11 protein-coding genes are annotated in these 13327 nt (G+C 66.1%); 2 read left to right on the forward strand and 9 right to left on the reverse strand.

The features are described from left to right. Positions 1-6 precede the first annotated feature (6 nt). From KF871_RS16020 to KF871_RS16030, 3 genes are all read right to left on the reverse strand, one after another. Positions 7-861, reverse strand: a complete 855-nt coding sequence (locus KF871_RS16020; RefSeq protein WP_291144730.1) for an HDOD domain-containing protein — start codon at positions 859-861, stop codon at positions 7-9. A 76-nt stretch (positions 862-937) separates the two neighbouring features. After that, positions 938-1765 (reverse strand): HDOD domain-containing protein, encoded by an 828-nt coding sequence (locus tag KF871_RS16025; protein WP_291144733.1) that lies wholly within the window; start codon positions 1763-1765, stop codon positions 938-940. A gap of 70 nt (positions 1766-1835) precedes the next feature. Next, the gene (locus tag KF871_RS16030; RefSeq protein ID WP_291144736.1) at positions 1836-4154 is read right to left on the reverse strand and encodes a Tex family protein; all 2319 of its coding nucleotides are present in this window, start codon (positions 4152-4154) and stop codon (positions 1836-1838) included. A gap of 231 nt (positions 4155-4385) precedes the next feature. Here KF871_RS16030 and KF871_RS16035 point away from each other — a divergent pair, with 231 nt between their 5' ends. Both KF871_RS16035 and KF871_RS16040 read left to right on the forward strand, forming a co-directional pair. Beyond that, positions 4386-6086, forward strand: a complete 1701-nt coding sequence (locus tag KF871_RS16035) for a HAMP domain-containing sensor histidine kinase (RefSeq protein WP_291144739.1) — start codon at positions 4386-4388, stop codon at positions 6084-6086. Beyond that, the gene (locus KF871_RS16040; protein ID WP_291144742.1) at positions 6083-7117 is read left to right on the forward strand and encodes a response regulator; all 1035 of its coding nucleotides are present in this window, start codon (positions 6083-6085) and stop codon (positions 7115-7117) included. Before KF871_RS16035 ends, KF871_RS16040 begins: the two co-directional genes overlap by 4 nt. 27 nt (positions 7118-7144) lie before the next feature. Here KF871_RS16040 and KF871_RS16045 read toward each other — a convergent pair whose 3' ends face one another. The 6 genes from KF871_RS16045 to KF871_RS16070 form a co-directional block, all read right to left on the reverse strand. Continuing rightward, entirely contained in the window at positions 7145-8050 is a 906-nt protein-coding gene (locus KF871_RS16045; protein WP_291144744.1) for an SDR family oxidoreductase, read from the reverse strand. A 29-nt stretch (positions 8051-8079) separates the two neighbouring features. Continuing rightward, complete coding sequence (locus tag KF871_RS16050; protein ID WP_291144747.1) at positions 8080-8532, reverse strand: GNAT family N-acetyltransferase; 453 nt, start codon at positions 8530-8532, stop codon at positions 8080-8082. Next, a complete protein-coding gene (locus KF871_RS16055; protein ID WP_291144892.1) occupies positions 8529-9467 on the reverse strand; it encodes a glutathione S-transferase family protein in 939 nt (312 codons plus the stop codon). Before KF871_RS16055 ends, KF871_RS16050 begins: the two co-directional genes overlap by 4 nt. A 299-nt stretch (positions 9468-9766) precedes the next feature. Continuing rightward, a complete protein-coding gene (locus tag KF871_RS16060) occupies positions 9767-11425 on the reverse strand; it encodes an isovaleryl-CoA dehydrogenase (protein ID WP_291144750.1) in 1659 nt (552 codons plus the stop codon). Positions 11426-11511: 86 nt separating this feature from the next. Beyond that, entirely contained in the window at positions 11512-12528 is a 1017-nt protein-coding gene (locus KF871_RS16065) for an NADP-dependent oxidoreductase (protein WP_291144752.1), read from the reverse strand. A 9-nt stretch (positions 12529-12537) separates the two neighbouring features. Further along, entirely contained in the window at positions 12538-13326 is a 789-nt protein-coding gene (locus tag KF871_RS16070) for an SDR family NAD(P)-dependent oxidoreductase (RefSeq protein WP_291144755.1), read from the reverse strand. Position 13327 lies beyond the last annotated feature (1 nt).

Consider the following 13327-nt stretch of genomic DNA (forward strand, 5'->3'; position numbering starts at 1 on the left):
GCCGGGTCAGTGGGTCACTGTGTCGTCGGTGGACTCGGCCTCGGGCTCATCGAAGTCGGTGTGACGCGAGATGGACGGGATGGATTCGGCCACGACGGTGTCCGGATCGATGCCCAGCACCAGCCCGACCGGATCGGGGTAGGTATTGATCAGCAACTCGCCGCGCAGGTCCTGCTCTTCGGCGCGCGCACGCCACGACGCGATATGGATGACACCCGCGATGGGCTCGTACACGTCGTTGTCGAAAGGTGCCGTCTGGTGCTCGATGGCGTTGATCATGCGGCGCGGGAACTTCCACTCCCGGGCCAGCGCAGCGCCGACTTCGGCATAGCTGTAGCCGAACACGCTGCGTTCGGCCTTGGCGCGCTTGAGGTCGAGCATGGGCACGCTGCGATCGAGGTCGATCATCGATTCGGGCATGCCCACGTGCATCACCAGCTCGCCAATGGCGTGAATGAGACCGGCGGTGAACGCCGTGTTTTCATCGATGCGGATCGGCAAGGCGATGTAGCGCGCCAGGTTGGCAGAGTTCAGGCTGTAGCGCCAGAACTGGTTGAGGTTGACCCCGCCCACAGTGTGAAAGCCTTCGCCCAGGGCGCTGGCGATCACCAGCGCGCGCACCTTGATGAGACCGAGGATGTTCATCGCCTCGCGAGCGTTGTTCACATTGCGCGAGAGGCCGAAGAAGGCCGAGTTGGCGGTTTTGAGCAGCTTGGCCGTCAGGACCGGGTCCTCCTCGATCAAGGAGGCCACCAGCATGGGATCGACATCCGGTTGCTCGAACGACTCGATCAGCCGCCGCACGACCTTGGGAACGGCTGGCAGTGCCTGGGGTTGCTTGAGAAGCTTTTCGAGGTGCATGGCGATTCCCGGTGGGCGGTTGGCTTTGCTGTCCGAAATATCGTTGGCTGCGGACCAAACTTGAGGCCTTTTGGCCTCAATCCACAAACGCCGCCAGGGCGTCGTCGAAGGACCACTCTTCCGGGTCTTTGCCGAGCACGGCACCCAGGTCCAGGCCCAGGGCGATGCCCACCATGTCGGGGAATGTGGCGGCCAGACCGCTGTCGTCGAGCTGGATTTCCTCGGCCCTTGCGCGCCAGGAGGCCAGGTGGATCACGCCCGCCAGCGGTTCGTAGAGCTCGCCCTCGAACGGTGCGGTCTGGTACTTGAGCGCGTTGACGATCGCCTCGGGGAAGTTCCAGCGCTCGACCATGCCCGCCCCCACTTCGGCGTAGGTGTAGTCAAAGCGGTTGCGTTCGGCGCTGGCGCGTTGCAGGTCCAGCGGCGGCGTGCCCATGTCCAGAGGCGCGATCTCGTCGGGCATGGCGATGTGCATGATCAGGTCGCCAATGGCGTGGATCAGGCCCGCGGTGTAGGCGTTGGACTCGTTCTGGCGCAGCGTGCCAGCCAGCGACTTGGCGATGTCGGCCGCGCGAAGGCTGTAGCGCCAGAACTGCTGCAGGTTCACGCCGGGCACGTTCTTGAAGCTCGAGCCCAGCGCCGCCGCCATGACCAGGGAGCGCACATGGGTCATGCCCAGCATGCTCACCGCCTCGTGCGGGTCACCGATCTTGCGGCTGGAGCGAAAGAACGACGAATTCGACAGCCGCAACACGCGGGTGGTCAAAGACGGGTCTTGCGCGATCAGGTCCCCGACCCGCTTGGGGCTGGGATCGTCCTTGTTCATCTCCGACATCAGGTCGGTGACGGTGCGCGACATCGCGGGGATGGCACCCGGGTAGTTGAGCAGGGCTTGTAAGTCCATGGATTGATGCCGTCAGCAGGTCTGGAAAGATGTACCCGCCCTATCGGCACATCCGCCGCCAACTTGACCCTCAGCTTCGTCGCTGACCCTGCAGCTTGGCAAAGGCGCTGGCCATGGCCGATGGCACCTCCGCGGCAGGACGCCCCTTGCCGCCCCGCGCGGGCTCGAAACGGTTGTCGCGCGGGCCATCGCGCCGGCTGGGCGTGGCGTCCAGGCGCATGCTCAAGCTGATGCGTTTGCGCGCGGCATCCACCTCCAGCACCTTGACCTTGACGATGTCGCCGGTCTTTACGATCTCTCGGGCGTCCTGTACGAATTTGTTGCTCAGTTGGCTCACGTGCACCAACCCATCCTGGTGCACGCCCAGGTCGACAAAGGCGCCGAACTGCGCCACGTTGCTGACCGTGCCCTCGAGCACCATGCCCTCGCGCAGGTCGGCGATGTCTTCGACCCCGTCGTTGAAACGGGCCACCTGAAAGTCCGGTCTTGGGTCGCGGCCAGGCTTTTCCAGCTCTTTGAGAATGTCGCGTACCGTGATGACGCCAACGGTTTCGTTGGCGAACAGTTCGGGGCGCAGCCTGCCCAGCACGTCGGCACGCCCCAGCAGCGACTGCACGGGTTGTCCGGCGCTGGCAATGATTTGCTGCACCACGGGGTAGCTCTCGGGGTGCACGCCCGTCATGTCCAGGGGGTCTTCACCGTCGCGGATGCGCAGAAAGCCGGCCGCCTGCTCAAACGTCTTGGCACCCAGGCCGGTCACTTCCAGCAGTTGCCGTCGGCTGCGAAACGCGCCGTGCGCATCGCGCCAGCGCACCACGGCCTTGGCCACCGCACCCGACAGACCCGAGACGCGCGTCAGCAAGGGCACGCTGGCGGTGTTGAGATCAACGCCGACCCCGTTGACGCAGTCCTCGACCACGGCGTCCAGCGTTCGGGCCAGCTCGCTCTGGTTGACATCGTGCTGGTACTGGCCCACACCAATGCTCTTGGGATCGATCTTGACCAGCTCGGCCAGCGGGTCTTGAAGACGGCGGGCAATGCTGGCAGCACCGCGCAGGCTCACGTCCACATCGGGCATTTCCTGGCTGGCGAACTCGCTGGCCGAGTAGACCGATGCACCGGCTTCGCTGACCACGACCTTTTGCACGCCGGGGTGGCGCTTGATCAGGTCGGCGGCCAGTTTGTCTGTTTCACGGCTCGCGGTGCCGTTGCCGATGGCAATGAGTTGGACGCCATGCTGGCTGCACAGCTGGCCCAGGGTGTGCAAGGCGCCGTCCCAGTCGCGGCGTGGTTCGTGTGGATAGACCGTGCTCGTGGCCACGAGTTTGCCGGTGGCATCGACCACCGCCACTTTCACGCCGGTGCGAATGCCCGGATCCAGGCCCATCACCGCCTTGGGGCCCGCAGGCGCCGCCAGCAACAGATCGCGCAGGTTGTTGCCGAACACCTGGATCGCCACCGCCTCGGCGTTCTCGCGCAGGCGGGCAAACAGGTCGCGCTCGCTGGACAGGCTGAGTTTGACGCGCCAGGTCCAGGCCACACATTTGCGCAACAGATCGTCGCCTGCGCGTCCCTGGTGGCGCCAGCCCAGGTGCTGGGCGATGCGCCCTTCGGCCAGCGAGGGCTGGCCGGGCATCGCGTCTTCGGGCAGGCCCAGACGCGCATCAAGCAGTTCCAGCGATCGGCCGCGAAACACCGCCAATGCGCGGTGCGAAGGCACCTTGGCGATCGGCTCGTTGTAGTCGAAGTAGTCGCGGAACTTGGCGGTCTCGGGCGCGTTCTCGTCTTTGCCAGCAACCAGCTTGCTGGTGAACAGACCTTCGCTCCAGAGCCACTCGCGCAACGAGCGCACCAGCGCGGCATCTTCGGACCAGCGCTCGCTCAGGATGTCTCGAACGCCGTCGAGCACGGCCGCCACGGTGGTGAAGTCGCTGCCGTCTTCGCCTTTTTCGGCCTTCACGTACGCGGCGGCCAGTTGCGCCGGGTCTTGCGACGGGTCGGCCCACACCGCATCGGCCAGGGGTTCCAGCCCTGCCTCGCGCGCAATCATGCCCTTGGTGCGCCGCCTGGGCTTGTAGGGCAGGTAGAGATCCTCAAGTTCCTGCTTGCTCGGCGCAGCTTCGACCGCGGCGCGAAGCTCGGGCGTGAGTTTGCCCTGATCCTCGATGCTCCTGAGCACCGTAGCACGCCGATCCTCAAGTTCACGCAGATAGGACAGGCGGGCCTCAAGCTCGCGCAGGTGCACGTCATCAAGGCCGTCTGTGGCCTCTTTGCGGTAACGCGCAATGAAGGGGACGGTAGCGCCACCGTCGAGCAGGTCCACCGCGGCCTGCACCTGGGATTCACGGACCTTGAGGTCCTGCGCAATGCGCGCAACGATCGTCAACATTCGGGAAATCTGTCGGGTCGCGTCGGGGCGACCCACCTGACCAAAACGAAAGCGCGCGAGTTTGCCATAGGGCGCGGGCACAGCCCCTTCTTGATGGAAGGATCACCACGCCTCTTCGCTCTGCAAATACTGCCAACACGGTATCGATCTCCGAAGCCGTGATCCCTAGGATCGCCGCTTGGTCGGCGCGCCATTGCGCGCTTCGGTGTTGGGCTCTGCTCGACGCAGCCCATGCAAGTGCAATTCCAACTCACCCGTTATTTCGCCATCGCGAGCCTGCTGGCCTTCATCGTCGTGGGTGCCACGGTTCTGCACCTCGAGCAGCGGCAGGCCGACTTCTTCAATGCAGTGCAGACGCGAGGGGCCGACAGCATCAAGCGCATGCAGGAGGCGTTCGCTGCGCGTGCGGCGCAGGCAGCCCACAAAGATCTGCTCGACTTTCATGAGCAGGCCAATGTCAACATTGCGCGTCTGCTGGCCAACGCCCTGTGGTCAACAGACGTGTCACCCTTTCTGACCCAGGTCGACCTGCTGGAGTTGTGGCGCTGCCAGGCGCCGCCCAGGCCCGAGTGCCTGCGCTCCGCAGCCGATCGCATCAAGTCCCTGCCCGCCTTTGCCGACCTGAACCGCCGTGTGCACGAGACCATGCAGGCCAGCACGGTATTCAAGGTCAAGCTCTACGACCTGTACGGCACCACGATCTACTCCACCGACGACGAACAGATCGGGGAGGACAAATCGGGCAGCCCCGGGTGGCTGGCTGCTGCGCGCGAAGGCCGATCGGTCAGCGAGCTGAGCTACAGGGACAACTTCAGCGAGCTCCAGGGGACGGTGATGGGCAGGGATCTCATCGCCAGCTATTTGCCACTTCTGGACCCGATCACTGCCCGGGTGATTGCGGTGTTCGAGATCTACGCCGACGTGACGCAGTTCATCCAGCGCAACAGGGCCAGTGCCTTGGCATTCTCACAAAGCGTTGCGGACAACGAGCGCCAGTTGGCGCAACAGATCCAGTTGGCCGATGCGGAAATCCGGCGGATATCCGGCCAGCAGGTGATCTTCCTTGTGGCCATGCTGAGTGGGCTCTATGCCCTGCTGTGGATCATCGTGCGCAGGGCCCAGGCGGTGATCGAGGCCCAGACCGTGGAGACCGCATCGGTGCGCCAGCGGCTGGCGCAGGCGGAGAAGATGACTGCGCTGGGACAGATGGTGGCCGGGGTCGCGCACCAGCTCAACACGCCGCTGGCGTTTTCGCGCAACAACGTCGAGATGACGATTCAGGTTCTCAAGAAGTTCGTGAATGCCGTTCGCCCGGTCGCACAACGCTCTCACCCGGTGCTGGCCGCCACCCTTACCCAGGTTGCCGACGAGGTGGCAGAGGCCGACTCCATGCTCTCTGACGTGCTGATGGGCATGGGGCAGATGACCGAACTGGTGGACAACCTGCGCAACTTCAGCCGCGTCGATCAGTCGCGCACGGCCGAGGTCAACCTCAACGCCACGGTCGCCACCGTCTGCTACATCGCCAAGACGGTGATCTCCCCCAAGGTCGAGCTGGTTCGCCACCTGAGGCCATTGCCACCGCTGAGCTGCAACGTGTCCCAGCTCAATCAGGTGTTCATGAACCTCATCATGAACGCTGCGCAGGCGATTGAAGGTGTTGGCGTCGTCACGGTGAGCAGCGCGCTCATCAAGCAGCACATTTGCGTGGCTGTGCGCGACACCGGCAAAGGCATGACCCGCGAGCAGCAAGCGCGGGCGTTCGAGCCCTACTTCACCACCAAAGGCGCGGGCGAAGGCACGGGGCTGGGCCTGTCGATCGCGCGCGACCTCGTCGAGCAGCACGGTGGACGCATCGATGTGGAGAGCGAGCCGGGGCGGGGCACCGAATTCCGGGTCTGGCTCCCGTTGCCGCAAGAGAAGTCGTCATGAAACCCACCAACAAGCACGCGACGAACCGCCCGAAGGTGCTGTGCGTTGATGACGAACCCGGGCTGCTGCGCTCACTCAGGTGGTTGCTCAGGGACCAGTTCGACGTGGCAGTGACCGACAATCCCGCCACGGGCCTGGCCCTGCTGGCCGCCGACCGGTTCGACGTGGTGATCAGCGACCAGCGCATGCCGGGCATGAGCGGAACGGAGTTCCTCGAACGGGCCAGGCACATTGCGCCGACATGTGTCCGCTTGCTGCTGACGGGCTACTCGGACTTCGGCGCGGTACTGGCCTCCGTCAACGAAGCGGAGGTGTTTCGCTTCATCACCAAGCCCTGGGACAACCAGCGCTTGCTGCACACGGTCGGTGAGGCCTCCCGCCTGGCGCGCCTGAATGCAGACACAGGGACGGGTTTCGAGGAGACCGCCATCCTCGATGACGACGACACCCCGGTGCAGGCCACCTTGCTGCTGTTCGATGCCGAGCCCGAACTGGCCGACAAAGTGACGGCCGCGGCACCCGAGGGGTCGCGCTTCGTCTCCACGCACGACGTCGGTGACGCACTGGGCTTGATGGCGCGTGAGCAAGTCGCGGTGCTGGTGGCCGACCTGTCAGTGCACCGCGAGCAGCAGATCACCTTCATTGCGTCGGTGCGCAAGAGCCGCCCCGACGTGGTGGTGGTCGTGCTGAGCGCGGCGCGCGACATCAAGCTCATGGCGCGCCTGATCAACGAGGGGCAGATTTACCGCTTTCTGGCGCGCCCGGTCGCGCCGCAACAAATGCGCCAGGCCCTGCGACAGGCCATCAACCGGCACCAGGCGATCTGCCGCCGGGCACAAGCCACCACCGCCAGCGCTGCGGACACCGTGGTCGACTCGGACTTTGAGCTGGACTTCAGTCAGACCACATCGATCCAACGACTTCGGACTGCGCTGCCAACGGCCAACAGGAACGAGGCGGGCCAACGCGGCGCGTTGCGGGCCTGGGTGCATCGCGTTGTCGCGCGGTGGCTGGCGCATCGGCGCCGTTGATGCGCAGTTGACACGCCACCAGTTCGATCAAGCCGATCGCAGGGCTGCCTTCAGTTGCACCCCGACCTCTGGTCGCTCCAGGAACGGATCCGGCGGGTTCTCCACCGCCACGATGGCTTCCATGCGCGAGCGCACGTTGCCCAAAGCCTTGGGGTGGCTGAAGACGTAGAAGCAGTCCTCGCGCATGGCCTCGAATACCTTGTGCGCCACTTCGGCCGCCGTGACCTTGCCCGAACTCACGGCCTTGTCGCTCATGGCCTGGCCGATCAGCTGGCTCTGGGTGGGCTTCTCGTCGGCCAGATTGGCGGGCTTGTTGCGGTGGCTCTGGCTGATGCCGGTGGGCACGAAATACGGGCACAGCACACTGGCGCCAATCTGGTCGGTCACCAGACGCAAGTCCTGGTAGAGCGTTTCGGTGAAGGCCACCACCGCGTGCTTGCTCACGTTGTAGATGCCCATGTTGGGCGGGGTCAGCAGGCCTGCCATGCTGGCCGTGTTGACGATGTGCCCGCGCCAGGTCGGGTCCGCCTTGGCGGCGGCCAGCATCATGGGTGTGAACAGCCGAACGCCGTGGATGACCCCCCACACGTTCACGCCAAGCACCCACTCCCAGTCCTTGACCGAGTTCTCCCAGATCAGCCCGCCGGAGCCGACGCCCGCGTTGTTGAACACGAAATGGGGGGCGCCGAAGGTGGCTTGCACCGCCTGCGCCAATTCGGCCATCTGCGCCTCGCTGGACACGTCCACCTGGCGCGCCAGTACCTTGGCGCCGCTTGCCTTGAGCTCGGCTTCGGCCCTGGCCAGCGCATCGGCCTGCACGTCGACCAGCACCAGGTTCATGCCCAGGCTGGCGCCAATGCGGGCGCATTCGAGGCCGAAGCCGGAGCCGGCGCCGGTCAACACGGCGGTCTTGCCCTGAAAGTCGTCGATCATTCGTTTGTCTCCATGTGTGTGGTGGGTGTTCAGCGGCGCAGCATCTCGATGTGGTCGATGCCGTCCTCCAGGTAGATCGGGCCGTCGGGCTCGAAACCGTGTTGGCGATAAAAGCCTTGCAGGTGCGCTTGCGCACCAATGCGCACGGGCTGCTCGCCCCAAAGCGTTTGCAGCTGAGTCACGGCTTCCTGCATCAGCCGGTGTCCCAGACCGGTACCGCGGGTGGACGGGTCGCTCACCACCCGACCAATGCTGGCCTCGGGAAACTTCAGCGCCGCGGGCACCAGGCGCGCATACGCCAGCAAGGCCCCGTCGCGCGTGCCCAGCAGGTGGTGGCAGGCCGGGTCGGCGCCGTCCATGTCCTGGAACACGCAGTTCTGCTCGATCACGAAGACCTCGGTGCGCAAGCGCAGCAGGTCATACAGCGCCTGTGGCGAGAGTGCGTCGAACGGCAGGCAGCGCCAGTTGATCCCGTCGCTCAAGCCTTCACCTCGCGCAGCACATAGCCCACGCGCGGGAAGTGCACATGCACCGTGCCGGCGCGCTCGTCCTGGCGTTCGACGGTGTAGCGCGTGCGGGTGGCCGCGCGCAAAGTGCCTTCGGTGGTTTCGGTGCCGAAGGATTCCGCAGCGATGGTGACCCGGCTGCCGAGCGCGATGCCATGGTCGTCCTGGAACACCTCGTCGGGCTTGATGGGTTCGGGGGTGGCCGCGTGGGCAATGCCGACGGCGTCGGCGCTGCGCATGCGCTGCGGCTGGCCGTGACCAATGGCCTCGATGCGTTCAAACCACTCCAGCACGTCGGGCGTGCCGTCGAAGATGCCCGCCATGGCCGGGTTGATGCGCAGCGTGAACCACAGCGGATGAAACGCGGCGAAGTCGGCGACACAGGGCTGCTCGCCCAGCAGATAGGGCTGGTCGTCGAGCATGTTGGCCAGGCGCCGCAGGTAGCTGCGGTAGGCGCTGGTGGCATCGGCCGGGCGCAACTGGGTCATGTTCACCCGCATCGCCGCGCGGTCGGTGGCAAAGGTCTTGCCCTCTTCGGGCGGCGCCTTGCCGAACAGGGCCGCGGCGCCCTTGGGGCTGAGCGTGTGGCTCATCGATGCCCAGAACAGGGTGGTGTCGGCCCATTGCGCCACCAGCCTCGCCAGGCCGCGCGCGTGGACCGGAAACAAGGCCGGTTCGGGCTCGCGGTGTTCGAGCACGTCGGCGATGAGGGCGGTGTCGCAATAAATGTCGGCGCCGATCTGCAGCAGCGGCGTGCGGCGGTAGCCGCCGGTGAGCGCCACCACGTCGGGTTTGGGCATGACCGAGGGAATGTGCACGCTGTGCCAGACCAGGCCTTTGAAGCCAAGCATGCTGCGCGCCTTCTCGGCGAAGGGCGACATCGGGTAGTGGTGAAGGATCAGATCGTGCATGGTGGTGGCGTGCATGGCGGGCCCCTAAGGATGCTCTTCAAAACCCGCGCCGTGCGCGCCGTGACCTGGCGGGATGAGCCGCAAGGCGCGAATGCCAGGGCAAGCCTGAACGGCTTGCCCGCATTCGCAACGCGGCGGATCGCCCGCCAGGTCACGGCCCATGCGGGTTCGGCCCAAAACGGGCGTGTGCCGCACCTGTTGGTTTGTGTGTGCCACCCGGCACACACGGCACCAAGCAGGCACGCCACTCATCCCGTTTTGGATCCGAACGCGCATGGCGGGGGTTTTGAAGAGCATCCTTAGTGGGGTTGCGCGCGTTCGATGATGGCGTCGACATCGGTGCCGGCGGACAGGCTGCCGAAGCTGTAACCCCAGTGCCCGCCCAGGCGCGAATCGCAGAAGGCCTGGAATACCGCAGCGGGCGCCGTCTGCGCCAGCAAGGCCGCTTGCACGGCCAGCGCCACGTCCTGAGCCAGCCGGCGCGCTTCCATCTCGGTGGCCATTTCTTCCACCCGCAGCGGCAGGCGCGCGGCCAGGTGGTCGAGTGCCGGGTGCATGCCTTTGGCGGGGGCCAGTTCATGGGCCAGTGCGGCGGCGGCGTCGGCCTTGCGAATGGCGCGCAACAGGTCGAGCGCCATGATGTTGCCCGCACCTTCCCAGATCGAGTTGAGCGGCATCTCGCGGTAGATGCGGGCCATGATGCCCTCGCCGCCCTCTTCCACATAGCCGTTGCCGCCCAGGCATTCCATGGCCTCCTGGGCAAAGTGGCTGCCGCGTTTGCAGATCCAGAACTTGGCCACTGGCGTGAGCAGTCGTGCCATCACGGCCTCGTGCGGGTCGCTCGGTCGGTCGAAGGCGCGGGCCAGTCGCAGCGCCAGCGCCGTGGCCGCTTCGCTCTCGAGCGCCAGGTCGGCCAGCACGTTCTTCATCAGCGGCTGGTCGATCAGGTACTTGCCGAAGGCCTTGCGCTGCGTGGTGTGGTTGAGCGCAATGGACAGCGCCTGACGCATCAGGCCGCTGGTGCCCAGCGCGCAATCGAGCCGGGTCATGGTGCCCATGGCCAGGATCTGGGGCACGCCGCGCCCTTCTTCGCCCACGAGCCAGGCGGTCGCGCCGTGGAACTCGACCTCGGAGCTGGCGTTGGCCTTGTTGCCCAGCTTGTCCTTGAGGCGCTGGATGTGGATGGCGTTGAGCGAGCCGTCGGGCAGCACCCGCGGCAGGAACAGACAGCTCAGGCCGCTGACGGTCTGCGCCAGGATCAGGAAGGCGTCGCACATCGGCGCCGAGAAGAACCACTTGTGCCCGGTCACGGTGAAACGCTGGCCCCAGTCGTCGCTGCCGTCGGCTTCGGCCCGCGTGGTGTTGGCCCGCACGTCGGAGCCGCCCTGCTTCTCGGTCATGCCCATGCCCATGGTCACGCCGGGTTTGTCGCGCCAGGGCTTGAGCGCCGGGTCGTAGGCGTGGCTGGTGAGCTGAGGCGCCCAGTCGCGGTAGATGGCGGCGTTGCCTTGCAGCGCGGGCGTGACGGCATAGGTCATCGAGATCGGGCACAGCATGGAGGGCTCAAGCTCGGTGAACAGCATGAAGCCCGCGGCCCGGCGCAGGTGTGCGGTGCCGCTGGCCTGCTCGCTCGGCGCAAAGGCGCTGCCATGCAGGCCCGCGCCAACGGCGGCGCGCATCAGCGCGTGGTAGCCCGGGTGAAACTCCACCTGGTCGATGCGGTGGCCGAAGCGGCTGTGCGTCTTGAGCTGCGGCGTGAACACATTGGCCAGGCGTGCGTGCGTCTGGTACTCGGCACTGCCCACCAGGGCGCCCAGGGCGCCCAGGTCACGCAGGGTCGCGGTGTCCAGCCCAGGCGCATTGAAGGCCAGGGCCGATTGCAGCGCCCTGTTGGTCTCGAACAGGTTCACGTCCACCAGCGGCGCGGGCTGGTTGAAGACCTCGTGTGTCACGCTCATGCCATCTCCTCTCGCGGGCCAGCGCGGAACCGGCTTTGTAGGGCCGGCGGCGGCCCCCTGTTGGGTAACGCCGCAGGCCGTACGGCTTACACCAGTTTCACGAGTTGCTTGCCGAAGTTCTTGCCCTTGAGCAGACCCAGGAAAGCCTCGGGGGCGGATGCAATGCCTTGTGCGACGGTCTCGCGCGGGCGCAGCTTGCCGGTGGCCACCAGCATGCCCAGTTCCTTGAGCGCCTCGGGCCAGACCTCCATGTGCTCGCTGACGATGAAGCCCTCGACCTTGAGCCGGTTGACCAGAATAAGCGCCGGATTGGCCAGCGGCAGCGGCTGGCCGTCGTAGCCGGCGATCATGCCGCACACGGCGATGCGGCCGAAGGCGTTCATGCGCAGCAGCACGGCGTCCAGGATCATGCCGCCCACGTTTTCGAAGTAGCCATCGATGCCGTCCGGGCAGGCTTCCTTGAGCGCCTTGGCCAGCGAGTACATGTCCTTGTGCTCGCGGTAGTCGATGCAGGCGTCAAAGCCGAGTTCTTCGACCGCGTACTTGCATTTCTCGGGGCCGCCGGCAATGCCCACCGCACGGCAGCCGCGCGCCTTGGCCAGGGCGCCGAAGGCGCTGCCGACGGCACCGGTGGCCGCGCTCACCACGACGGTGTTGCCCGGCTTGGGGTCGATGATCTTGACCAGGCCGTACCAGGCGGTGACACCGGGCATGCCCACGGCGCCCAGGTAGTGGCTCAGCGGCACATGGGTGGTGTCGACCTTGCGCAGCGCGCCCGGCTGCTCGGCATCGACCACGCTGTACTCCTGCCAGCCGCCCATACCCACTACCTTGTCGCCCACGGCGTACTTGGGGTTTTTCGATTCGGCCACTTCACCCACGGTGCCGCCGATCATCACCTCGCCCAGCGGCTGCGAGGCCGCATAGCTCTTGCTGTCGTTCATGCGCCCGCGCATGTAGGGGTCGAGGCTGAGGAAATGGTGGCGCACCAGCACCTGGCCGTCCTTGAGTGGTGGGGTGTCGCCGCTCACGAGCTTGAAATTGCTCACCGTGGCTTCGCCTTGCGGGCGGTTGTCGAGCAGGATCTGTTGGTTCTTCGGCATGGTGTTTCCTCAGGGCTTTCGAAGGGTGGGCAGACCCACGCCAGCGGCGTCGAATCCGCCGTCGGCCGCGAGCGTCTGCCCGTTGATGTAGCTGGCGGCCGGGCTGCACAGGAAGACCACCGCTTCGGCAATCTCCCGTTCACTGCCATAGCGCGCCAGGGGAATGGCGTCGTGGTAGTCCGCCCGGATGGCTGGCGTGTGCACCGCGGCGGCCATGGCGGTTTCCACCGGGCCGGGGGCCACCGCGTTGACGCGGACGCCGGCGTTGCCGTACTCCACGGCCTGCTGTTTGGTCAGGTGGATCAGCGCGGCCTTGCTGGTGCCGTAGGCCACACGCAGGGTGCTGGCGCGCAGTCCCGAGATGGAGGCGATGTTCACGATGGCGCCACCGCCGTCGTCCAGCATCACCGGCACCACCGCCTGCGTCATCAGAAAGGCGCCGTCCAGGTTGGTGGCCATGACGTGGCGCCATTCATGAAACGTGGTCTCGCCGATCGGCTTGAAGACAGCCACGCCCGCGTTGTTCACCAGCGCGTCGATGCGGCCAAAGTGCTCGCGCGTGCGCTGCACGCAGGCCTCAACCTGCTGTGGGTGCGACACATCGGCCGGTACCGCGATGGCGCGGTTGGGGCCGATGCCCTCGTCCCGCAAGGCGGCCTCGGCGGACGCGAGCGTGGCCTCGTCGATGTCGATCAGGGCGACGCGCCAGGCCCGCTCCAGAAACAGTCGTGCCGTGGCCAGGCCAATACCGCGTGCCGCGCCGGTCACCAGAGCCACAGATTGTTGGTCGATCCGCATC

It is taken from the genome of Hydrogenophaga sp., from assembly GCF_019635465.1.
GTDB lineage: Bacteria > Pseudomonadota > Gammaproteobacteria > Burkholderiales > Burkholderiaceae_C > Hydrogenophaga.